The organism is Actinomadura sp. K4S16, assembly GCF_008327685.1.
Lineage (GTDB): Bacteria > Actinomycetota > Actinomycetes > Streptosporangiales > Streptosporangiaceae > Spirillospora.
Genome location: NZ_BDDE01000012.1, coordinates 263,972 through 286,181, shown reverse-complemented (window position 1 = coordinate 286,181; position 22,210 = coordinate 263,972). Strand labels below are relative to the sequence as shown.

Annotated in this window: 23 protein-coding genes; 13 read left to right on the top strand and 10 right to left on the bottom strand. The window is 73.9% G+C overall.

Annotation, left to right across the window (positions count from 1 at the left end; genetic code table 11):
- Positions 1 to 152 precede the first annotated feature (152 nt).
- The 6 genes from K4S16_RS12720 (at position 153) to K4S16_RS12700 (ending at position 5,947) form a co-directional block, all read left to right on the top strand.
- Entirely contained in the window at positions 153 to 749 is a 597-nt protein-coding gene (locus K4S16_RS12720; protein ID WP_149259110.1) for an HD domain-containing protein, read from the top strand.
- A gap of 32 nt (positions 750 to 781) precedes the next feature.
- A complete protein-coding gene (locus tag K4S16_RS12715; protein ID WP_149259109.1) occupies positions 782 to 1,279 on the top strand; it encodes an SRPBCC family protein in 498 nt (165 codons plus the stop codon).
- A gap of 60 nt (positions 1,280 to 1,339) precedes the next feature.
- Entirely contained in the window at positions 1,340 to 2,077 is a 738-nt protein-coding gene (locus tag K4S16_RS44295) for an acetoacetate decarboxylase family protein (protein WP_160160893.1), read from the top strand.
- Positions 2,074 to 2,700: an SDR family NAD(P)-dependent oxidoreductase gene (locus K4S16_RS44290; protein ID WP_160160892.1), complete on the top strand. Its 627-nt coding sequence runs from the start codon at positions 2,074 to 2,076 to the stop codon at positions 2,698 to 2,700. Before K4S16_RS44295 ends, K4S16_RS44290 begins: the two co-directional genes overlap by 4 nt.
- 86 nt (positions 2,701 to 2,786) lie before the next feature.
- Complete coding sequence (locus K4S16_RS12705; RefSeq protein WP_149259107.1) at positions 2,787 to 5,240, top strand: AAA family ATPase; 2,454 nt, start codon at positions 2,787 to 2,789, stop codon at positions 5,238 to 5,240.
- Between the two features lie 68 nt (positions 5,241 to 5,308).
- Entirely contained in the window at positions 5,309 to 5,947 is a 639-nt protein-coding gene (locus K4S16_RS12700; protein ID WP_149259106.1) for a TetR/AcrR family transcriptional regulator, read from the top strand.
- Between the two features lie 236 nt (positions 5,948 to 6,183).
- On the opposite strand, the gene K4S16_RS12695 is transcribed toward K4S16_RS12700, so the two are convergent.
- From K4S16_RS12695 to K4S16_RS46790, 6 genes are all read right to left on the bottom strand, one after another.
- Positions 6,184 to 7,038 (bottom strand): glycosyltransferase family 2 protein, encoded by an 855-nt coding sequence (locus K4S16_RS12695; protein ID WP_235036807.1) that lies wholly within the window; start codon positions 7,036 to 7,038, stop codon positions 6,184 to 6,186.
- A gap of 23 nt (positions 7,039 to 7,061) precedes the next feature.
- Complete coding sequence (locus tag K4S16_RS12690; RefSeq protein ID WP_149259104.1) at positions 7,062 to 7,970, bottom strand: CDP-alcohol phosphatidyltransferase family protein; 909 nt, start codon at positions 7,968 to 7,970, stop codon at positions 7,062 to 7,064.
- Positions 7,960 to 9,015 carry an iron-containing alcohol dehydrogenase family protein gene (locus K4S16_RS12685; protein WP_200841870.1) on the bottom strand — a complete coding sequence of 352 codons (1,056 nt, stop codon included), beginning with the start codon at positions 9,013 to 9,015 and terminating at the stop codon, positions 7,960 to 7,962. Before K4S16_RS12685 ends, K4S16_RS12690 begins: the two co-directional genes overlap by 11 nt.
- A gap of 66 nt (positions 9,016 to 9,081) precedes the next feature.
- On the bottom strand, positions 9,082 to 9,813 hold the full coding sequence (locus tag K4S16_RS12680; RefSeq protein WP_149259102.1) for a sugar phosphate nucleotidyltransferase: 732 nt from the start codon (positions 9,811 to 9,813) through the stop codon (positions 9,082 to 9,084).
- Entirely contained in the window at positions 9,810 to 10,463 is a 654-nt protein-coding gene (locus K4S16_RS46795) for a DUF5941 domain-containing protein (RefSeq protein WP_149259101.1), read from the bottom strand. The genes K4S16_RS12680 and K4S16_RS46795 overlap by 4 nt, the downstream gene beginning before the upstream one ends.
- Positions 10,460 to 11,275 carry a DUF5941 domain-containing protein gene (locus K4S16_RS46790; protein WP_149259100.1) on the bottom strand — a complete coding sequence of 272 codons (816 nt, stop codon included), beginning with the start codon at positions 11,273 to 11,275 and terminating at the stop codon, positions 10,460 to 10,462. The genes K4S16_RS46795 and K4S16_RS46790 overlap by 4 nt, the downstream gene beginning before the upstream one ends.
- An 85-nt stretch (positions 11,276 to 11,360) precedes the next feature.
- Between K4S16_RS46790 and ispD the strand changes: the two genes are divergently transcribed.
- Entirely contained in the window at positions 11,361 to 12,062 is a 702-nt protein-coding gene (gene ispD / locus K4S16_RS12665) for a 2-C-methyl-D-erythritol 4-phosphate cytidylyltransferase (protein ID WP_149259099.1), read from the top strand.
- Positions 12,059 to 12,847 (top strand): glycerophosphodiester phosphodiesterase, encoded by a 789-nt coding sequence (locus K4S16_RS12660; RefSeq protein WP_149259098.1) that lies wholly within the window; start codon positions 12,059 to 12,061, stop codon positions 12,845 to 12,847. The genes ispD and K4S16_RS12660 overlap by 4 nt, the downstream gene beginning before the upstream one ends.
- 57 nt (positions 12,848 to 12,904) lie before the next feature.
- On the opposite strand, the gene K4S16_RS12655 is transcribed toward K4S16_RS12660, so the two are convergent.
- Together K4S16_RS12655 and K4S16_RS12650 are read right to left on the bottom strand one after the other, a co-directional pair.
- Positions 12,905 to 13,669, bottom strand: a complete 765-nt coding sequence (locus K4S16_RS12655; protein WP_149259097.1) for a hypothetical protein — start codon at positions 13,667 to 13,669, stop codon at positions 12,905 to 12,907.
- Positions 13,670 to 13,769: 100 nt separating this feature from the next.
- Positions 13,770 to 14,822, bottom strand: coding sequence for a glycosyltransferase family 2 protein (locus tag K4S16_RS12650; RefSeq protein ID WP_149259096.1), 1,053 nt, complete (start codon positions 14,820 to 14,822; stop codon positions 13,770 to 13,772).
- Positions 14,823 to 15,092: 270 nt separating this feature from the next.
- On the opposite strand from K4S16_RS12650, the gene K4S16_RS12645 reads away from it, so the two are divergent.
- The 3 genes from K4S16_RS12645 to K4S16_RS44285 all read left to right on the top strand — a co-directional run bounded on the left by K4S16_RS12645 (position 15,093) and on the right by K4S16_RS44285 (position 18,367).
- The gene (locus K4S16_RS12645; protein ID WP_149259095.1) at positions 15,093 to 16,760 is read left to right on the top strand and encodes an LCP family protein; all 1,668 of its coding nucleotides are present in this window, start codon (positions 15,093 to 15,095) and stop codon (positions 16,758 to 16,760) included.
- Positions 16,761 to 16,842: 82 nt separating this feature from the next.
- A complete protein-coding gene (locus tag K4S16_RS12640) occupies positions 16,843 to 17,649 on the top strand; it encodes a thioesterase family protein (protein WP_149259094.1) in 807 nt (268 codons plus the stop codon).
- A gap of 106 nt (positions 17,650 to 17,755) precedes the next feature.
- The gene (locus K4S16_RS44285; RefSeq protein WP_160160891.1) at positions 17,756 to 18,367 is read left to right on the top strand and encodes a hypothetical protein; all 612 of its coding nucleotides are present in this window, start codon (positions 17,756 to 17,758) and stop codon (positions 18,365 to 18,367) included.
- Positions 18,368 to 18,598: 231 nt separating this feature from the next.
- Here K4S16_RS44285 and K4S16_RS12630 read toward each other — a convergent pair whose 3' ends face one another.
- Positions 18,599 to 19,771, bottom strand: a complete 1,173-nt coding sequence (locus tag K4S16_RS12630; protein WP_149259093.1) for an acyl-CoA dehydrogenase family protein — start codon at positions 19,769 to 19,771, stop codon at positions 18,599 to 18,601.
- 111 nt (positions 19,772 to 19,882) lie between these two features.
- Between K4S16_RS12630 and K4S16_RS12625 the strand changes: the two genes are divergently transcribed.
- Positions 19,883 to 21,217: a UDP-glucose/GDP-mannose dehydrogenase family protein gene (locus K4S16_RS12625; RefSeq protein ID WP_149259092.1), complete on the top strand. Its 1,335-nt coding sequence runs from the start codon at positions 19,883 to 19,885 to the stop codon at positions 21,215 to 21,217.
- A gap of 39 nt (positions 21,218 to 21,256) precedes the next feature.
- Positions 21,257 to 21,676 carry a CoA-binding protein gene (locus K4S16_RS12620; protein WP_149259091.1) on the top strand — a complete coding sequence of 140 codons (420 nt, stop codon included), beginning with the start codon at positions 21,257 to 21,259 and terminating at the stop codon, positions 21,674 to 21,676.
- Between the two features lie 46 nt (positions 21,677 to 21,722).
- Here K4S16_RS12620 and purE read toward each other — a convergent pair whose 3' ends face one another.
- On the bottom strand, positions 21,723 to 22,190 hold the full coding sequence (gene purE, locus K4S16_RS12615; RefSeq protein ID WP_149259553.1) for a 5-(carboxyamino)imidazole ribonucleotide mutase: 468 nt from the start codon (positions 22,188 to 22,190) through the stop codon (positions 21,723 to 21,725).
- Between the last annotated feature and the right edge of the window lie 20 nt (positions 22,191 to 22,210).

Here is a 22,210-nt window from a genome sequence, read left to right as displayed (position 1 = left end):
GGTCGGCCCTCAGGCCGCTGCCGGCTCCCGACCACGACCGCGCCGCCTCCCCCCACGTACCGTACTGACAAGGACTGTGCTCAAAAGGACGACACCCACCATGCCCTGTGCGGGGCTCCCGCGCGACACGGCCGGAAAGAACGGAGCGACCCGTGGAGGTCTTCACCCGCTGGCACGCCTGGGAGACGGCCCGGGCGGACATCGCCGCGTCCGGCTCGGACGTGGACCTGGACGGCCTGGACCGGGCCGTCTCCGCCGCCGTGCGCTGGCACGGCGACCAGCGGCGGCCGACCGGCGCCCCCTACGTCGAGCACCTGCTGGAGGCCCTCGAAGTGCTCGTGCGCGGGGCGGGGGTGACGGCGCCCGCCGTCCTGTCCGCCGCGGTCCTGCACGACGTCGTGGAGGACACGCCCGCCTCCCTCGCCGACGTGGAGGCCGAGTTCGGCCCGGAGGTGACCGAGCTGGTCGACTGGGTCACCAAGCCGCCCGCCGGCGGGGCCGGACGCCAGGCCAAGCGCGCCGCCAAGGCCGCCTACCTGCGGCGCCTGCGGGACGCCCCGCGCGAGGCGGTCCTGGTCAAGCTCGCCGACCGCGCCAGCAACGTGCAGACCCTCGACGCGATGGCGCCGGACTTCCAGCGCCGCTACTACGCCGAGACCCTGACCTACATCGTCCCGCTGGCCGAGCCCGAGCCCTGGTTCCGGGCCTGGTACGCGGACTGGAGGCGGCATTTCGCCCACCTCCAGTGACCCGCCGGTCATGTAGTGGGAGGATGCAGGCCATGGAACGCGAGTGGGTCGTCGAGGAGAGCGTGGTCGTCGCCGCGCCGGTGCGGGACGTCTACGCGGCGGTCGCGGATCCGCGGCGGATGGGCGACTGGAGCCCGGAGGTGTTCGCGACCTGGGTGCGCGGGCGCGCGATCCGGCCGGGGACGAGGTTCGTCGGGTTCAACCGCGCGGGCTGGCGCGTGTGGTTCACCACGTGCCAGGTGAGCGCGGCGGTCCCCGGGGAGGTGTTCGCCTTCCGGGTGTCGAGCTTCGGGATCCCCGTGGCGCTGTGGGGCTACCGGTTCGAGGACGTCACCCAGGACCCGGCCGCGCCCCGGACCCGGCTCACCGAGTACTGGGAGGACCAGCGCCGCGACCACCGCGGCGCGGCGTTCGTCTCGCTGCTCGGCAAGGTCTTCACCGGCGTCCCGGCCGAGGGGCGCGCCGAGGTCAACCGCAAGGGCATGCGCGCCACGCTCGACCGGATGCGGACGGCCCTCGAGAAGGGCTGACCGCCGCGGGCCGCGGGTCGGTCCTTGGCAGCAAAACGAGAACCTGTTCTACTTAGCGGTGTGACAACCACCGCCCAGGCGCACGCGATCCAGGGGGAGCGGGTCACCCTCCCGGTGCGGATCCGCGACGCCGCCGTCGCCTCGGCCATGTTCGCCGTGCCCGCCGGCGCGGCCCGGGACGTCATCGCCTACTCCGGGCTCGACGTCGCCGAGCCGCTGCCAGGCCGGGCCATCTGCTCGCTGGCCTTCGTCCGGTACGCGGACGGAGACCTCGGCCCCTACCACGAGTTCGCCGTCGCCTTCCTGGTGCGCCCGCCCGGCGCGGCGCCGCCGCAGGGGGTGCTCGACCGGCTGCGCGGGATCGGGGCGTTCATCCACTGGCTGCCGGTCAACCAGGAGTTCACGCTGGAGGCCGGACGGACGATCTGGGGCTTCCCCAAGGAGATCGCCGACATCCCCATGGACATCGCCGGGCGTGTGAAGCGCTGCGCGGTGCGGATCGGCGGGCGGACGGTGATCGAGGTCGCGGTCCGGCCGGGCCTGCCGATGCCGGCCGGGGCGGGCGCCCCGAGCGTCGACGCCTACTCCTGCCTGGACGGCGTGACGCGCCGGACCCCGTGGACGCTCACACCGTCCGATGTCCGGACCCGGCCGGGCGGCGCGAAGGTCGTCCTGGGCGACCACCCGGTGGCCGACGAGCTGCGCGGCCTCGGGCTCGACCGGGCGCGGGCCCTGTCCACCAGCACCGTCGGGCATCTGGAGATGGTCTTCCAGGGCGCCGAGGAGGTGCGCACGTGAGGCGGACGGCGCTGGTGACCGGCGCCGCGCGCGGGCTCGGCGCCGCGGCGGCTCGGCGGCTGGCCGCGGCGGCGTGGGACGTCGTCGCGGTGGACGTGGACGAACTCGGCCTCGCCAAGACGGCGCATCGCTCCCCCAACACCCACGTGCGGGTGTGCGACGTCACCGACCCCGACGCCGTCGCGGAGGTGCTGGCGATGACCGGCCCCGTGCACCGCGTCGTCCACGCCGCGTCCGCCGCGTCGGCCGGGCCGGTGCTCGCGCAGCCGCTCCACGAGGTGGAGCACGTCCTGCGGACGAACGTCCTCGGCGCCGTCCACATCGTCCGGGCGACGCTGCCGGGCATGCTGGAGCGCCGCGCCGGGGAGCTGTTCCTCTGCCCGGACGCCTCGGGCCCGCCGGAGAGCCCGTCCGCCGCCGCAGTGGCCGCCTACTCCGACGTGCTGTTCGCCGAGCACGGCGGGCGGGGCGTGGCGCTGCGCTGCGTCCACGCGGCGGCCGGGACGCCGCACGGCGCCGTCCTCGACGCCATGGACCGCTCACTGGCGCGTCCCGCCGCGGACGTCCACGTACGGGTCGGGCCGGCCCGCCGGCCGCTCCTCCCGGCGCTCGCCCGACGCTGAACGCCGGCTGGACCGCATAAGCTGTCTCTTCGCCTTCGAGGTGCCGGGACGTCCCCGGCCCGACCCACGCGCGAGGAGCAGCCTGCATGTCGTCCCAGGCCAACGGGCGGCCGACCGGTCCCGGCGGCACGGTGAAGGATCGGGAGATCGCCGCCGAGCAGCGCTACGTCGACACCGCCTACGCGCGGCTGGAGGAGATGCGCGCGGACGCCCAGGCCATGATCCGCGAGGGCTACCGCCAGTCGCTCGCCGGCACCAAGGGCTCACTCGTCGACCGGGACGCGATGGTCCACCAGGCGGCGCTGCGCGTCCAGGCCCTCGACATCGCCGACGACGGCCTGGTGTTCGGCCGGCTCGACCTGGCCTCCCGCGAGGTCCGCTACATCGGCCGCGTCGGCGTCCGGACCAGCGAGCACGACTCCCTCGTCATCGACTGGCGGGCGCCCGCCGCCGAGGACTTCTACCGCGCCACCCCCGAGGACCCGCGCGGCGTCGTGCGCCGCCGCGTCCTGCACTCCCGCGGCCACACCGTGGTCGACCTGGAGGACGACCTGCTCGACCCGGAGGCCTCCGAGGGGATGACCGTCGTCGGCGACGGCGCGTTCCTCGCCTCGCTCGCCCGCACCCGCGAGGGCGCCATGCGCGACATCGTGGCGACCATCCAGCGGGAGCAGGACGAGGTGATCCGCGCCCCCGCCGACGGCACCGTCCTGGTGCGCGGCGCCCCCGGCACCGGCAAGACCGCCGTCGCGCTGCACCGCGTCGCCTACCTGCTGTTCCGGCACCGCCGCCGGTTCGGCTCGCGCGGCGTCCTCGTCGTCGGCCCGAACCGCCGGTTCACCGCCTACATCGAGCGGGTGCTGCCGTCGCTCGGCGAGGGCTCGGCGACGCTCCGCTCGCTCGGCGACCTCGTCGAGGGCGCCGCCGCGACCGTCCACGACCCGCCGCGGCTCGCCCGCGCCAAGGGCTCCGAGGCGATGGCGGCGGTGCTGCGGCGCGCCGTCGCCGACCAGGCGCCCGGCGCCCCCGAGGAGTTGCGCGTCGTGTTCAAGGGCGTCGTCGTCTCACTCGACCGCGCCCGCCTCGACCGCATCAGGAACGAGGTCCACCGGCGCAGCCGCGGCAGCGTGAACGCCGCGCGCGGCCGGGCCGCGGAGATGCTGCTGGACGCCCTCTGGCGCCGCTTCGGCGAGGTCGGGGGCCCCGAGGCCGCCGAGGCCGAGGAGGGCGCCGAGGCGGGCCTGTGGAACGCGATCCTCGCCGCCGACGGCCTCGCCTCCCTCGACGAGGAGCCGGCGCGCGGCCACGCCGGCGGGAACGGGAACGGCGACCCCAAGCGCGCCCAGTTCGACGCGCGGGTCCGCGAGCAGCGCGCCTTCACCGACTTCCTCGTCGCCTGGTGGCCGATCCGGCGCCCGCTGGACGTGCTGCGCTCGCTCGGCGACCCGGCCCGGCTGCGCCGCGCCGCCGGACGCGACCTCGACCGCGCCGACGTCGAGCCGGTCGCCGCGTCCTGGGCCGGGGAGGACGCGCCGCTCAGCTACCAGGACGTCGCCCTGCTGGACGAGATCGACGCGCTGCTCGGCTCCCCGCCCCGCCCGTCCCGCCGCCGCAAGGCCCCGTCCGAGGACGACCCGTTCGTGGTGGACGGCGTCAACATCCTCACCGGCGAGGAGGTCGTGGACGAGACGTGGGAGCCGGAGATGCAGGAGCTCACCACGTCCATCGAGCGGCTGGAGCGCTCGCGCCGGGTCGACGACGGCGTGGTGGAGGACCGCCCCGAGTACGCGCACCTCGTCGTCGACGAGGCGCAGGACCTGTCCCCCATGCAGTGGCGGATGCTCGGCCGCCGCGGCCGCCAGGCGAGCTGGACGATCGTCGAGGACCCGGCCCAGAGCGCCTGGGAGGACCTCGCCGCCGCCCGGCGGGCGATGGAGGCCGCGCTCGGCGGCGAGCGCCCCGCGTCCCGGGGCCGCCGCCGGACCCGCAAGGCGCCCCCGCCGCGCGTCCGGCACGAGTACGAGCTGACCACGAACTACCGCAACTCCACCGAGATCGCGGCGGTCTCCGCGCGGGTGCTCGCCCGTGCGCTGCCGGAGGCGAGACCGGCCCGCGCCGTCCGCACGTCGGGGCTCGAGCCCGTCGTCCGGGTCGTCCCGGAATCCGGTCTCGGCTCCGCCGCCCGCGCCGCCGTCGAGGAGCTGCTCGGCCAGGTCGAGGGCACCATCGGCCTGATCGTCCCGCTCTCCCTGGAGGAGTCCGGCGCCCAGGCCGCGCTGTTCGGCGAGCCCGCCGCGACCTGGGGCCCCGCCGACCGCGACCGGCTCGGCGCGGGCCTGCCCGAGCGCGTCCAGGTCCTGGACGTCCTGGAGGCCAAGGGCCTGGAGTTCGACGCGGCGGTGATCGTGGGACCCGAGACCGTCGCCGCCCAGTCCCCGCGCGGCCTGCGCGTGCTGTACGTGGCGGTGTCGCGCGCCACGCAGCGCCTGACCGTCCTCACCGCCGACCCGGAGTGGAAGGCCACCCTGCTCACCGACTGAGCCCCCCTCGCCCGTTCCGCTCGGAGTTAGGCTGACGCTGCCCCATCCGCACGGGTGAACGGAGACCGATGAGCGGCCGCAATCCCGCACCCAGGCGCAGCTACGCAGGCCGGTCGGCCGAGGAGCGCCGCGCGGAGCGGCGCGAGCGCCTGCTGGCCGCCGGGCTCGAGCTGTTCGGGACGCGCGGCTACGCGGCGACGTCCATCGAGCGGCTGTGCGCGACGGCGAGCGTGTCGACCCGCAACTTCTACGAGGAGTTCTCCGGGCGCGAGGAACTGCTCACCACCCTGCACCGGACCGTCAACGACCGCGCCGCCGAGGCCGTGTCCGCCGCGTACGCTCAGGCGGCGGGCGCCGACCTGGCGACCCGCGTGGAGCGCGCCGTCCGCGCGTTCGTCACCGTCACCGCCAGCGACCCGCGCTGGGCGCGCATCGCGTTCGTCGAGGTGATCGGCGTCAGCGCCGGCCTGGAGGGGCACCGCCTCAGCTGGCGCGGCCGGTGGGAGGACGCGATGCTCGCCATGATCCGCGAGGCCGCCGCCCGCGGCGAGGCCGTCGACCGCGACCACCGCCTCACGATGATCGCCGTCATCGGCGCCGTGAACAACCTCGTCCACCACTGGTCCGCCCGCGACCAGGACGTCCCCCTGGACGCCATAACCGCCGAACTCACCCACCTGATCCTCGCCGCGGTAACGACCCCCTGAGCCGGGGCGCGGGTCGGGCGGCCGGAAGGCGCTCTGAGCGCCTGGAGGCCGCCCGACCCGCCGAGCCGGGCGACCGCAGCGCCACGCAACAAACCCGCACGGGCACAACACACCCGCACCGTGGCGTGAGGATCGCCCGGCTCGCAACGGGGGTTCCAGGGGGTCGCCCCCCGGGCAAGCACAGCGTGAGGATCGCCCGGCTCGCAACGGGGGTTCCAGGGGGTCGCCCCCCTGGGCTAGATGATCGGGGGGCGGCCTGTTCGGGTCATGCGCCAGGCGGTGCGGTAGGAGATGGGGCGGCGGGGGCCCGCGGGTTTGCGCCAGCCTTCCAGGAAGCCCTTGAACCAGGGCTTGAGGGCGCTCGGCTTGCGCTCGCGGAGGACGGTCATGCCGACCCAGACGGCGAGGTAGGTGAGCGCCAGCGGCCACGGCAGGTTGCGGCGGGCCAGCCAGACGCGGTTGCGGGCGTTGTAGCGGTAGAACATGGCGTGCCGCGTCGGCAGGACGGCGGGGTGGAACATCACCGCCGAGGCGTCGTAGACGATGCGGTAGCCGGCGTTGAGGATCTGCCAGGCGAGGTCGGTCTCCTCGTGGGCGTAGAAGAAGTCCTCCGGGAGGCCGCCGCCGGCGTCGAACGCGGCGCGGCGGATCGCGCAGGCGCCGCCGAGGAACGTGGTGGCGGCGGACGAGCGCTCCGGGTCGCCCGCGCGCAGCCGGGGGACGTGCCGGCGCTCGCCGCGCCCGCCCTCGGGGTCGCGGACGCGGAACGAGACGACACCGAGGTCGGGTTCGGCGGAGAACCGGTCGCGCAAGTGGGCGCCGAGGCGGGGCGAGCGGTACCAGCCGTCGTCGTCCAGGAACAGGATGACGTCGCCGCAGGACGCTTCGACGCCCCGGTTGCGTCCGCCGGGGATGCCGAGGTTCTTCGGCAGGCTGAGGGTCTTGACGCGCTCGTCGTCGAACGGCGGCGCGCCCGCGGACGCGCCGACGGGGTCGACGCCGTTGCCGACGAGGACGACCTCGACGTCCACGTGCTCCTGCTCCAGGGCGCTGCGGACGGCGCGGGCCAGCTCCTCGGGCCGGTTGCCCATGGTGAGGACGACGACGGACAGTTTCACTTCAGCCTCCGGGAGGCCAGGATGCTGACCAGGTGCAGCAGGGTCTGCACGACGGCGACGGCGGCGACCGCGACCATCAGGACGCGGACCGCGACCGGGTCGTCCGCGCCGGTCAGCCTGTCGATCACGGCGGCGGCGAGGATCAGCAGCGACAGCTCGACCGCGCCGATGATGCGGTGGAAGCGCAGCATGGACGCCGCCTGCCGGGCCAGCGCGATGCCGGTGGAGCGGGGGCGCAGCGCACGGTCGCCGCCGGTCGGGTCGGCGGGCAGCCCGGACTTGGCGCGGGCGACGACGACGTTGTCGGTCTCCGCCTTGATCAGCGCGGCGCCGAGCGCGGCGAGCAGGCCGAGCTCGACCCAGCCGCCGTTCTCCCAACCGCCCTGCGCCATGAAGCCGAGGCCTGCGAGCAGCGACACCTCGGAGAGGTAGTGGCCGATCCGGTCGAGGAACACCCCGGCGACCGACGTCTGCCTCAGGTAGCGGGCGACCTCGCCGTCGACGCAGTCGAGCAGCAGGTAGACCTGGATGAGGAACGCGCCGGCGAGCGCCGTCCACAGCGGGTCGGCGGGCAGCGACACCGCGACGCCGGCGAGGACGCCGCTGAGCATCATCAGGTAGGTCAGCTGGTTGGGGCTGAACCCGAGGCGCAGCGAGATCCACGCGAAGTACGGGGACAGGTCGCGCATGTAGAGGCGGCCGGCCCAGTGCTCCTCGTTGCGCCGGTCCTTCAGACCGGGCGGCTGGCCGTACCGGCGGATGTCGGCGACCTTCGCGCCCTTGCGGTGCGGCCGGTGGTCGTCACCGGGCGGCTCCGCGGAGCCGGGCGGCTCGGCGGCGCCGGGTCGCTCGGGGGAGCCGGGGGGCTGCGTGGAAGGGTTCTGCCCGGACAGCTCAGCCTCCATGGGCCTGGACATACTCGTGCACCGCCTTGCGGGTCTCGCCCTCGTCGAGGCTGAGGTGTTCCAAGATCGTATAGCGGCCGGGCCGGGTGTGCGGGGCGTACTGCACCGCCTCCGCGAACTGCTCGGCGGTCAGCCCGACGTCGGCCGGGAAGCGGGGCAGCCCGTGCCGGCCGAGGCAGGCGAGGATCTCTTCGAGCCGGTCCTCCCCCGCGCCGAGACGGGTGGCGCGCAGGTGGTAGCAGAACGCGGCGCCGATGCCGGCCAGCTCGCCGTGGTTGCCGGTGTCCGGGAAGAGCTGGTCGATGGCGTGCAGGATCTCGTGGTCGCCGCCGGACGCCGGGCGGGAGTCGCCCGCGAACGCCATCGCCATCCCCGACAGCACGAGCCCCTCGGCGAGGACGGTGAGGAACCGGTCCGAGTCGATGGAGCCGGGCTGGTGCAGCAGGGCCTCGGCGGCGGTGCGCGCCACGGTGAGCGCCATCCGGTCGACCCGCTCGCCGCACTCGTCGGCGGCGAGGAGCCAGTCCTCCACGGCGGAGAAGTTGCTCACCACGTCGCCGATCCCGGCGCGGACGAGCCGGTCGGGCGCCGCGTGCACGTAGTCGAGGTCGACGATCATCGCCAGCGGCATCACGACGCCGAACGAGCCCTTGCCCTTGTCGTGGACGAGGGAGGCGACCGGCGAGCAGATGCCGTCGTGCGACAGGTTCGTGGCGACCGACACCATCGGGATGCCCGACAGCGTCGCCGCGTACTTGGTGGCGTCGATCGTCCGGCCGCCGCCGATGCCGACGACCGCCTCGTAGGACCCGGCGCGCAGCCGGGAGCCCAGGCTGACCGCCGCCTCCACGGTGCCGCCCTCGACGTGGAACACCTCGCAGGACGACAGGGACGGCCGGACGTGCTCGGCGATCTGGTCGCCCTGGCCGGGGCCGACGGCGATCGCGACGCGCCCCTCGGTGACGATCCGCCTGTCGGCGAGCAGCTCGCCGAGGCTCGCCACGGCGCCGCGCCGCACGTCGATGGAGAGCGGCGCGTTCAGCATCCGCGTCAGCAGGGGCATGGGCCTCCTCGCGTCGAGCCGTGCCTGCGGTCAGTTCGTGCCGTGCGGTCAGTAGCCCTTGGCGATCCGGCGGGCCTTCTCCAGGTCGTCGTGGTTGTCGACCTCAACCCAGTCGACTTCGCCGATCGGCGCGACGCCGATGCGGCCGCCGCGGTTCACGAGCTCCTGGTAGCCGTCCTCGTAGTAGAGGTCGGGGTCGCGCTCCCAGGTGGCCTTGAGCGCGTCGGCCAGCGGCCCGGCGGCGGCGGGCTCGATCAGGGTGGCGCCGATGTACTCGCCGTTCGCGGTGGCGGGGTCCATGAGCTTGGTGATGGTCTTCAGGTGGCCCTCACCGTCGAGGATCACCTTCATCTCCTCGTCGGCGAGAGTTTTCACGTCGTCCACCGCCAGGAGGATGTCCGGTCCGCGGTTCGCCAATAGTGTCTTCTCGACGCCCACCGGATGGACCGTGTCGCCGTTGACCATCAGGACGCCCTTGGTGAAGTACTGCCGAGCAAGCCACATGGAGTAGGCGTTGTTCCACTCCTCGGCCTTGTCGTTGTGGACGAGCGTGAGCGACACGCCGTACCGCTCCTCGAGGGCGGCCTTGCGGTCGTGCACAGCGTCCGCGCAGTAGCCGACGACGATGACGACGTCGGTCAGCCCGACCTCGGCGAGGTTGCCGAGGGCGATGTCGAGGATGGTGGTCTCGCCGTCCACGGGGACCAGGGCCTTGGGGAGGGTGTCGGTGTACGGCCGCAGCCTCCGGCCGGCGCCCGCCGCCAGCACCATGCCGATCATGCTCTCTTCTCCCTCTCGCCGTGGGGCCCGTCCCCCACACCCTCGGACAACTTCTTCGTCAGGTCGACCATCACTCCGCCGGCGCGGCCGTGCCGCACCCACGTGGCGGCGCTCTCTCCGCCGGACAACACGCCAAGGTAGGCGGCCAGCGCCGCATACGCGAACGGAAGCGGCGCGAGCAGCCCGGCGAAGGCCGTGAACAGCATCCGGCCCTCCCAGCCGAGCCCGGCGAGGCGGACCCACCGCGGCGGCCGGCGCCCCTGGCGGGTGCGGTAGGCGGCGTCGTAGTGGTGGAGCGCGAGAACCGTGAGCAGCACGTAGACGAGCGGCACCGGAACTGCCCGCGCATCCCCCAACACGGCGAGGTAACCATACTCGATCCCGCGCAGAATGGGCGGAACCAGCCAGTCCAGCCGCCCGGTGTGCGGGTGGTCGGACGCGGGTCCGGCCAGCAGCAGCACGACGAGCGGGGCGAACACCGCCGGTTCGGGGCCGATCCGCGTCCCGGGCTGGGGCCCGAGCGCGAGCAGGACGCCCGTCGCCGCCGCCGCGAGCACGGTGAACGGCAGCGGCGGGAGCCGTCCGCCCGCCGTGCGCCCGAGGGCGCGCGACAGCGGTCCGTCGTCGCGGTACACCCGCACCGCCGTCATGGCGAGAGCGACCTCGCCACCCGCCCGGCCAGGGTCGCCGCTGCGGCGGCCGACCCCCACGCGAGCAGGGCGGCGAACGTCAGCCGCGCGTCGGCGAGGGCCGCGGTGAGCGAGATCAGCGCGAACCGCTCGCCGAGCGGCAGCCGGAGGCTCTTGGCGGCGCGCCGTGCGGCCCTGCCCCGCTGGGACGTACCGCGCGGGGACGGGCGGGAGCGGCGCGCGGGCCTGCTCGCCGAGTAGGAGGCCGAGACCGTGTGGCGGACGGCCAGCAGCGCCGCCGCGCCCACCGCGAGCCGCCACGCGTCCTCCGCGGAGGCCTCGCCGGCGGCGCCGACCGCCAGGCCCGCGTAGACGGCGAGTTCCTTGACCCGGTCGAGGACGGCGTCCGGCCGGACGGCGAACGGGCTCGCCCGGCGGCCGAGGACCGCGCCGGCCTGCCCGAGGACGAGCGAGGCGGCCAGCAGCAGCGCGCCCGCGACGAGGCCGTGGCGCGCGCCGTCGGAGAACCACACCGCCGCCAGGCCCGCGAGCGCGAGCGAGGACGTCGACACGGCGCCTGCGGTGAGCCCGCGCTCGTCGGCCCACCGGACGACGAGCGCGGCGCAGGGACCGGTCACGTAGCCGGCGACGAGGCCCTCACCGGGCTCGGCGCGACCGCGCGGCCGCGCTCCCTCGTCGTCGAGGGGGTCCGCGGCGTCGACGGGGTCCACAGAGTCCACGACGTGGGCGGCCTCTCGATCCGGGCGGGCGACCGCGGGGTGGTCCGGTACGTTGAGCGTGACCGGCCGCTCACGCGCGGGCGCCTGATCCATCGGTGCCTCCGGGCCGGTCGGAGAAGCAGAGTAAGTGCAAAGCGTAGTGGCTCCAATACTCAGAGTCAGGGAATCCCGGAGAGAGATGGCGACGCGGACGGTTGCGGTGGTGCTCGCCGGCGGGGTCGGCGAGCGCATGGGCGCCGGGCGCCCCAAACAGCTCATGGAGGTCGGCGGGCGGCCGATCCTGGCGCACGCGATCGGGGCGTTCGACGCGCATCCGGGGATCGGCGAGGTCGTGGTCGTGATGGCGGCCGGGCACCTGCGCGAGGCCGCCGTGATCGCCGCGCCGTTCCGCAAGACGGCGGCGGTCATCGAGGGCGGCGCGACCCGGACCGCGTCCACGGTGGCGGCGCTGCGCCTGCTGGAGGACCGCCCCGACGACGTCCGCGTCCTGTTCCACGACGCGGCCCGCCCCTTCGTCGACCGCCCGGTCATCGACCGCGTGCTGGACGCGCTGGACGCCTGCGAGGCCGTCGCGGTCGGCGTGCCCTCGGCCGACACGATCGTGGTGGTCGAGGACGGGACGGTCGCGTCGATGCCGCCGCGCGAGACGCTGAGCCGGTTCCAGACGCCGCAGGGGTTCCGGCTCGGCACGATCCGCAAGGCCTACGAGCTCGCCCTCGCCGACCCGGACCTGCGCGCCACCGACGACTGCGGGATCGTGCACCGCTACCTGCCGGACGTCCCGATCCGGGTCGTCGCCGGCAGCGAGCGCAACCTCAAGGTCACCCAGCCGCTCGACGCCGTCATCGCCGAACATCTCGCCAGCGAGGAAGCACCTTGATCTTCGAGAACACCCCCACCGTCATCGGCCACCGCGGCCTCGGCTCGGGCGAGATCACCCCGCCCGGGGCGCAGGAGCCCGTCGCCGAGAACACGCTCCCCTCGATGCTCGCCGCGGTCGACGCGGGCCTGTCCTGGGTCGAGATCGACGTGACGCGGACCGCCGACGACGTCCTCGTGCTGCGGCACGACCCGACGACCGTGGACGGCGACCACCTGGTCGACCTGCCCGCGACCGCGAGCGGCCTGCCGCGGCTCACCGAGATCTTCGACGCGCTGCCGGCGGACGTGGCGGTGGACGTGGACGTGAAGACCGTCCTCGAGGACGCGCTGGACGAGCCGTCCCGCCGCACGGGCGCGCTGCTGGCGCCGGTGCTGAGGCGGGAGGCGAAGCGGCGCCGGCTGCTCGTCACCTCGTTCGACCCGTCGCTGCTGATGTTCCTGCGGGAGGAGGTCCCCGGCGTCCCGCTCGGGCTGCTGACGTGGCTGCGGTTCCCGCTGTGGCACGCCGTCCCGGCCGCGGCGGGCCTCGGCATGGACGTCGTGGCCGTGCACACCGGGTCGTGCGGCATCGAGCACCCCGACACGCGGCTGCGGCCGCTGGAGCACTGCGTGGACATCGCGCACAAGGCGGGCCTGGAGGCGATCGCCTGGTGCCCGTCCGCCGAGGCCGCTCCGACGTACGCGGAGGCCGGGTTCGACGCGATGGTGGTCAACGACGTCCCCGGCGTTCTCGCGGCCGTCCGGCCGTCGGCGGCCGCGCCCGGGGCCGACGCCCCCGCCTGACGCCCCCGCCTGACGACCGCGGGACAGCGGCCGGCGGCGGCCCCGGGCGGCGGGGAGTCAGCTCGGGCGATTGCCGCCGTACATCTGCGTCCACTCGCCCGGCGGCTCGTCGTCCTCCGAGCCGCTCTTGGCGGGCGGCTCGGACGGCCGGTCCTCGCCGGACCGGGCAGGCGGCAGCGGAGGCGGGTTCGAGCCGGGCGGCTGAGCGGGCGGCTGCCCGTACTGCGGCGGGCTCTGCCAGGACGGGGACTGCCCCGGCGCGGGAGGCTGCTGGGGCGCCCCCATGGGCGCCGGACCGCCGTGCATGGGCGGCGGACCCATCGGTGCGGGCGGCGGGCCGCCGAACGGCGGCGCGGCGGCGGCCGCCTTCCGGGACTTCCACCGCGAGGGCGCGAGCGAGGCGACCAGGAGCGCGACGCCCAGCAGCAGGAGGAACCCGTAGGCGCCGAGCATCGTGTAGCCGAGTTGGATTCTTTCGGAGATCGACCCGAATCCCGAAAGCGCCCCTTCACGCAGCGACTCGCGTCCGGAGTGTTCGAACGCCCAGCGCGGGGACGCGACCCAGACGAAGCCGACCGCCGTGTAGACGCTGCCCGGGACGAGCGAGGCGAGCGGCGAGAGGCGCGACCCTGCCACCGCGCCGACCAGCACCGCCGCCACGATGACCAGCCCGGCGCCGACCCACCGGTCGTCATTGCGCTGGAGGAAGAACTGGATGCCCCGGTTGAACTTGGTCACGCTGTAGCACAGGCACAGCGCGATCACCGGGGTCACCACCAGCCCGATCAGCACCCCGAGGCCGTGGCGTGCTCCGTTGGACATGGACACCTCCGAACAGCGGCGGGCGAGATCCCGCCAAACCTAACGGTCGGACGTGCCCGGCACCACGGGGGTTCGGGGGTGATCGTGTATTTCTGTCCTGCTACTGAATGGATTCGCCGGGCTTGACGGGGGCGGGCTGGCCGAGCCGCGGCGGGCTGGTCAGGAACCCGACACCCCAGGTCACGTGCATGGTGGCGAACACGAGCGGGAGCCGGATCCAGGCGGACAGCGGCAGCCCGCGCCCCTCCACGGCGGCGCCGGCGATCATCGCGGCCGCGTACCCGCCGGGCAGGATCCAGCCCGCCCAGAACCCGAACAGCCCCGCGACCGCGCCCGCCGCCATCGCCACGACGGCGATCGGCGGGGCGAGGTAGCGCAGGTTCAGCGTGCCCTGGTGCTCGCGCCCCACGACGCGCCGCCAGCGCCCGGTGTGGAAGTACTGCTTGGCGAGGGCCCGCAGGTTGGGCCGGGGCCGGTAGGTGACGCGCATCCGGGGCGTGAAGTAGATCCGGCCGCCGGTCTGCCGGATGCGGTGGTTCATCTCCCAGTCCTGCGCGCGGGTGAACGTCTCGTCGTAGCCGCCGACGCGGTCGAGCGCGCTGCGGCGGAACGTGCCGAGGTAGACGGTCTCCACCTCGCCCGCCTCGCCGCCGGTGTGGAAGCGGGCGTTGCCGACGCCGAGCTTGGAGGTCATCGCCCGCGCCACGGCCTTCTCGAACGGGGTGACGCCCTCGGCCGCCATGATCCCGCCGACGTTGTCGGCGCCGGTCTCCTCCATCGTCTCGACGGCGGCCCGCACGTAGTCGGCGGGCAGCAGCGAGTGCCCGTCCACCCGGACGATGATCGAGTACTGCGACGCCTTGATCGCGATGTTGAGGCCCTGCGGGGTGCGCCCGGTCGGGTTCGCGACGACGATGACGCGCGGGTCCTCGGTGGCGAGCTTGCGCGCGATCTCCTCGGTGCGGTCGCGGGACGGCCCGATGGCGAGCACGAGCTCCAGCTCGCCGGGGTAGTCCTGGCTGAGGATGCGGCGCACGGCGTCGGTCAGGTGGCGCTCCTCGTTGAGGACGGGCATCACGACCGAGACGGCGGGCCACGTGCGCTGACCGGAGTCGGGAAGGGGCTTCACGGCGTAGCGGGTTTCCTGGTTCATGGCGCGCTGGGCATGGGGAGACGAATTCATGTGGGCTCGCGGGCGCACCCGTCCGGCGGACCGGAGTGAGGCGCCCCTTCCTCTCTCTTGCTCGCTTGTCTGACGCAGCCCACGCCACCCAGGTTTGCGTGCGGGCCGCCGGGGTGTGGTCAAGACGGCGCCACGTTACTGCAAGGACACGACGTCCAGGTAGCGAACGGACGGGTGTCCCCCACTTTAGAGTGGTGTGGACTCGCGTCAGCACGTGATCATCGGGAGGCGGCGGCCGGCATGGCAGACGGGCAGGACTCGGGCCGCGGCGACGCGGACCCCCTGGAGCGCTACTTCCGGCCTCGTCCGGGCGCCCACGCGGCCGACGACGACGGCGACATCGAGGGCGTGACCATCGACGGGATGCCCGCTCCCCGCGTCCCGGTGGAGAGCCCGCGCGGGCCGCGCCGGCCGGGCCGGGGGCTGAGCCCGCGGGCGGCGGTGAGCGCGCGGCGGCAGAAGCGCTTCCTCACCCTCACCGGGACGGCGTCGGCGTTCGTCCTGCTCACCTCGGGCGGTGCGTGGGCGTTCCAGAACTACGTCACCGGCATGATCGACAAGGTGTCGGTCGGCGGCCTCGGCAAGGGCAAGGACACGCCGAAGGGCGCGATGACGATCCTGGTGGCGGGCGTCGACCGGCGCCAGGGGCTGACCAAGGAGCAGCAGAAGGCGGCCAAGCTCGGGCACGAGCCGGGCGAGCGCTCCGACACGATGATGCTGGTGCACGTGTCCCGCGACCACGACAGCGTGTCGGTGGTGAGCCTGCCGCGCGACTCCTACGTGACGATCCCCGGGCACAAGTCGAACGGGTCGGAGGGCGCCAAGGGGACGCGGGTCCCGGCGCGTCCGGGCAAGCTCACCTGGGCCTACCAGTTCGGGGGGCCCGACCTCACCGTCAGCACGATCAAGCAGGCGACCGGCGTGTCCATCGACCACTACGTCGAGGTGAACTTCTACGGGTTCGTGCACATGGTGGACGCGCTCGGCGGCGTGGACGTGTGCACCGAGCAGGCCATCGACGACAAGAAGAGCGGCCTGCGGCTCCCGGCCGGCAAGTCGCACGTGGACGGCCTGAAGGCGCTCGCGTTCGCCCGCGCCCGCTACTCGCTGACGGGCGGCAGCGACCTCGGCCGCATCGACCGGCAGCAGCAGTTCATCGCGTCGATGATGAAGCAGGCGCTGTCGACGAAGACGCTCGGCGATCCGGTCAAGTCCACGAAGTTCCTGAACGCCTCGCTGAAGTCGCTGCGCGTGGACGAGAAGCTCGCCGACAACCTGCCCGGGCTCGCCGACCAGATGAAGAACCTGTCGACCGACGACCTCACGTTCGCGAAGGTGCCGCTGTCGAACCCGGGCTACAACGCCGTGCTGTGGAACGCGCCGTCGCCGCAGTCGACCGTCCAGTGGGACCAGCACAAGGCGCGCGACCTGTTCACCCGGCTCCGCCGCGACCAGCCGCTCGCGGCGGAGAGCCCCAAGCCGAGCGCCACGCCGACGAAGAAGGCCGCAGACGAGCTGACGGTGCCGCCGGACGAGATCTCCGTCCGCGTCCTCAACGCGATCGGCACCCGCGGCCTCGCGACCCAGGCGGGCGGCCAGCTCCGCAAGGCGGGCTTCAAGGTGAGCGTCGCGCCGGGCGTGGCGCGGCGCGGGCAGCAGACGACCCAGATCCTGTACGGGCCGAAGCGGGAGGACTCGGCCAAGACCCTCGCCGCCGCGATCCCGGACGCCAAGCTGAAGAAGGTCTCCTCGCTCGGCTCCCAGATCCAGGTGATGGTCGGCGCGGACTGGGACGGGTCCGACTGGGCCGGCGTGAAGGACGTCGAGGTGAAGGACTCCCCGAGCGCGTCGCCGTCGCCGGGCTCGGCGATCGAGACCGGCACGGCCACCCAGAAGCTCTGCGGCTGAGCGGCCCGCCGCCCCGGCGCCGTCCTCGCGGCCGCCCCGCCTTCTAGAATGCTTTTCTAGTCACGAGCGGGGAGGAAGCAGCATGGGCGAGGACGTACCGGCCGGGGCCTTCTACGAGCCGGCCGGCGAGGGGCGGTTCGCCGGCACGCGCGCCACGGCGGGGCCCTGGTCGCCGGGGCTCCAGCACGGGGGGCCGGTGTCGGCCCTCATCGGGCGGGCCTTCGAGCGGCACGACCCCGTCCCCGGCGGCCGCGTCGCGCGGGTGACCGTCGAGATCCTCAGCCCGGTGCCCATGGCGGAACTGGACGTCAGCGTGCGCGTGGTCCGCCCCGGCAGGAGGGTCGCCTTCCTCGAAGGCGAGATCGCGCACGAGGGGCGGACGGTCGTCCGCGCCTCCGCCTGGCGGATCATGGCGGCCCCCGCGCATCTGGAGCCGGTCGCGCACGCGCCGGCGCCGCCACCGCTGCCCGAGGCCCCGCGGCCGTTCGGGGAATGGCCGGGCGTGCACATGGACGGCTACCTGTCCGCGATGGAGTGGCGGCTCGTCCGCGGCGCCTTCGGCGAGCCCGGCCCGGGGACGGTCTGGGCGCGGTCCCGGATCCCCCTGGTGGCCGGGGAGGCCGACACCCCCCTCATCCGCGCGCTGACGCTCGCCGACAGCGCCTCCGGCGTCGGCAGCCAGCTCGACCTGGCCAAATGGCTGATCATCAACACCGACGTGACCGTGGCGCTGCACCGCGACCCCGTCGGCGAGTGGCTCTGCCTCGACGCGTCGCTGGACGCCGCCCCGGGCGGCAGCGCGCTGTGCCGGGGCACGCTCGCCGACCGCTCGGGCGAACTCGGCGGCGTCCTGCAGACCCTCCTCGTGGACGAGCGCCCGTCCGGCTGAACACGGCCCCCGAGCTGGATCGACACGCTAAGTGATCACTCTGCTACAGTGAGCAGCGCCCGGGCGACAGTGAACAGAGTTCCGACCTCGTCAGGAGTGCAGAGAAATGTCCACAAGGATTCCCGGACTGCTCACCGCGACCGCCGCGATCTCGGTCGCCCTCACCAGCGTCGCCGCCGCGAGCGGCCCGCACACCGCGCCGCCGCCGGCCCCGCCGGCCCCGAACCTCGATACAAACCCGGCATACGACATCAATCCGGCATACGGCCTGAACCCGTCGTCCGGCGGGTCGTCGGAGAACGCGGCGCCCCGCCCGAGGTCGGCGGACCCCGAGCCGCGGGCGGACGAGGCGGAGGCCCAGGAGGCCGAGGCGCCGAAGTCGCCGCCGAAGCACAAGTCCAAGCACAAGCCGAAGGGCAAGCCGGAGCCCAAGTCGGAGGCCAAGGACGGTACCGACCTGGAGGCCTGCGAGGACGCGCAGTGCCAGGTCGAGGTCAAGGACGGCCAGACGATCATGTTCGACGAGAAGTACGGGATGGCCCCGCTGCACATCAAGATCGAGGGTCGCCAGCTGACCTTCACCGCCCGCGGCCGCCAGGGGACGCTGACCGCCTCGCTCGACACGGACGGGCCAAGCTCCGGCACCTACAACGGCATCACGCTGCGCCCGCACCGGGGCAAGGACGGCAGCGTCATCCTCGACATCTCACACGCCTGAGCCTTCCGCCCAGGCCGGCCGCTCGCACCGGCGAGCCGAAGCCGAGGGGGCGGGCCGCACGGCCCGCCCCGACGGCCGTCCCGCGCACCGCTTCAAGGCCGCACCGCTTCAAGGCCGCACCGCTTCAAGGCCGCACCGCTTCAAGGACGCGCCGCTTCGAGGCCGCACCGCTTCGAGGACGCGCTGCTTCGGGACCGCGTTGCTTCGGGACCGCGCTGCTTCGGGAGCGCGCTACTTGAGGAGCTGGCGGGCCATGACCATGCGCTGGATCTGGTTGGTGCCCTCGTAGATCTGGGTGATCTTGGCGTCGCGCATCATCCGCTCGACCGGGAACTCGCGCGTGTACCCGTACCCGCCCAGCAACTGCACCGCGTCGGTGGTCACGTCCATCGCCACGTCCGAGGCCAGCGCCTTGCACGCCGACGACACGAACGTCAGATCCGGAACGCTCTCCCCCGCCATCGCCCGCTCGGACTTGATCGCCGCGTGGTAGGTCAGCTGCCGCGCCCCCTCCAGCCGCATCGCCATGTCGGCCAGCATGAACTGCACACCCTGGAAGTCGGCGATCGCCTTGCCGAACTGCCGGCGCTGCTTGACATACCCCACCGCGAAGTCCAGCGCCCCCTGCGCGATCCCCAGCGCCTGCGCCGCGATCGTGATCCGGGTGTGGTCCAACGTCGCCAGCGCCGTCTTGAACCCCGTCCCCTCCGCACCGATCATCCGGTCCGCCGGGACCCGCACGTCCTCCAGGATCACCTGCCGGGTCGGGGACCCCTTGATCCCCAGCTTGCGCTCCTTGGGCCCGAACGACACCCCCGCGTCGGCCTCGGCGTCCACCACGAACGCCGAGATCCCCCGCGCCCCCGCACCCGGATCGGTCACCGCCATCACCGTGTAGAACCGCGACACCCCCGCGTTGGTGATCCACATCTTGGTCCCGTTCAGGACCCACCCCTCGCCCTCGCGCACCGCACGCGTCTTCATCCCCGCCGCGTCCGACCCCGCATCGGCCTCCGACAACGCATACGAGAACATCGCCTCGCCCCGCGCCACCGGCCCCAGGAACCGCTCCTTCAGCTCCGCCGACCCCGCCAGCAGCACCGGCACCGACCCCAGCTTGTTCACCGCCGGGATCAACGACGAGGACGCGCACACCCGCGCCACCTCCTCGATCACCACCACCGTCGCCAGCGCATCGGCCCCCGCACCCCCGTACGATTCGGGCACGTGCACCGCGTGCAGATCGTTGGCCACCAGCGCGTCCAACGCCTCCTGCGGGAACCGCGACTCCTCGTCCACCTCCGCCGCGAAAGGAGCGATCTTGGCCTCGGCCAGCTCACGCACCGTACGCCGCAGCAGCTCATGCTCCTCGGACGGCGCGTACGTGGGAAAGTCAGCACTCATGCCGCAGATGCTACCGGCCAGTAGGCAGTGGCGGCCGACGCAGGTACCCGCCCGCAGCGGGCACGTATGTAGGGCCGCTCGTCGGCCAGAGCGAACGGAGAGGAGCAGGCCTTGTCCTACCGGCTGACGGTCATCGGAACCGGTTACCTCGGCGCCACCCACGCGGCGTGCATGGCCGACCTGGGCTTCGAGGTCCTCGGACTCGACGTGGACGCGGAGAAGATCGCGCGGCTCTCGGCCGGCGACCTCCCCGTGTACGAGCCGGGGCTCGAGCCCGTGCTGCGCCGGGGGCTGGAGACCGGGCGGCTGCGCTTCACCACGTCCTACGAGGAGGTCGCGGAGTTCGGCGACGTCCACTTCCTGTGCGTCGGCACCCCGCAGAAGGCCGGGGAGTACGCCGCCGACCTCACCTACGTCGACGACGCGATCGCGTCGCTGGCGCCGCTGCTGGAGCGGCCCTGCCTGGTCGTCGGCAAGTCGACCGTGCCGGTCGGGACGGCCGCGCGGCTGGGCGAGGCGCTCGCCAAGGCGGCGCCGGTGGGCGGGGACGCCGTGCTCGCCTGGAACCCCGAGTTCCTGCGCGAGGGCTTCGCCGTCCAGGACACCCTGCACCCCGACCGGATCGTGGCCGGGCTGCCCGCCGACCAGGGCGCCGCCGAGCACGCCGAGAAGGTGCTCCGCGAGGTCTACCGGACGATGATCGCCGAGGGGGTGCCCTTCATCACGGCCGACTTCCCCACCGCCGAGCTGGTCAAGGTGTCGGCGAACGCGTTCCTCGCCACCAAGATCTCCTTCATCAACGCGATGGCCGAGGTGTGCGAGGCCGCGCACGCGGACGTGACGAAGCTCTCGGAGGCGCTGTCCTACGACGACCGGATCGGCGGGAAGTTCCTGGGCCCGGGGCTGGGGTTCGGCGGCGGCTGCCTGCCGAAGGACATCCGGGCGTTCATGGCCCGGGCGGGCGAGCTCGGCGCCGACCAGGCGCTCACCTTCCTGCGCGAGGTCGACGAGATCAACATCCGCCGCCGGATCCGGATGGTGGACCTCGCCCGGCAGCTGCTCGGCGGCTCCTTCGCCGGGCGGACGGTCGGCGTCCTCGGCGCCGCGTTCAAGCCCAACTCCGACGACGTGCGCGACTCCCCCGCGCTGGACGTGGCCGCGTCCATCCGCGCCCAGGGCGCCAGGGTGACCGTCTACGACCCGCAGGCCATGCGGAACGCGCGCCGAGCCCATCCGACGCTGGAGTACGGCGACTCGGCGATGTCCGCCGTCCGGGACGCGCACGCCGTCCTGCTGCTGACCGAGTGGGCGGAGTTCCGGGACATGAACCCCGCCACCGTCGCCGAGGCCGTCGCCGAGCGCAACATCGTGGACGGGCGCAACGCGCTCGACCCCGAGCGGTGGCGCGCGGCCGGGTGGAACTACCGGGCGCTGGGGCGTCCGTGACGGGGAACTAAAGCGGCCGGAGGCGGTGTTGTGGCGGGCATGAGCGCTGACTTCGCCGACCCGGACGTGATCACCCGCCTGCTGGACGAGTCGAGGACGTGGGCCTTCGTCGGGCTCGGGGACGCCCCGTCGCGGGAGGTCTACAACCAGGCCCGGCTGCTGCAGCGGCGCGGGAAGCGGATCATCCCGGTGCATCCGGAGGCGCGGGAGGTGCTCGGCGAGAAGGGGTACGCCTCCCTCGCCGACGTCCCGGACGCCTCCGAGGTGGACGTGGTGGGCGTCTACCGCCGCGCCGAGCACGCCGGGCAGGCGGTGGACGAGGCGATCGCGGCGGGCGCGAAGGCCGTGTGGCTGCCGCTCCAGGTCGTCGACGAGGCGGCGGCCCGGCGCGCCAGGGACGCCGGGCTCGACGTCGTCATGGACCGCTGCCCCGCCGTCGAGTGGTCCCTGCGGCACTGACGGCCCCGGGCCGGCCGGTGACGGCCCCGACGGGGCCGACAGTCCCTCAGAGCCGCTCTCGCAGCCGCGCGCCCTTCGCCTTGGCCTGACCGTAGAGGTCCTGCTGGAAGACCGTCATCTTGGCTCGCAGGTCCTCGTCGGAGGCGGCCAGGATCCGGACGGCCAGCAGCCCGGCGTTGCGGGCCGCGCCGACCGCGACCGTCGCGACCGGGACGCCCGCGGGCATCTGCACGATCGAGAGCAGCGAGTCCATGCCGTCCAGGTACTTCAGCGGGACGGGCACGCCGATCACCGGCAGCGGCGTCACCGAGGCCAGCATGCCCGGCAGGTGCGCGGCGCCGCCCGCCCCCGCGATGATCACGCGGAGGCCGCGGGCCGCCGCGTCCTCCCCGTAGGCGATCATGTCGTGCGGCATGCGGTGCGCGGACACCACGTCGGCCTCGTAGGGGACGCCGAACTCCTCCAGCGCCTGGGCCGCGGCCTCCATCACCGGCCAGTCCGAGTCGCTGCCCATCACCACGCCGACGACCGGGG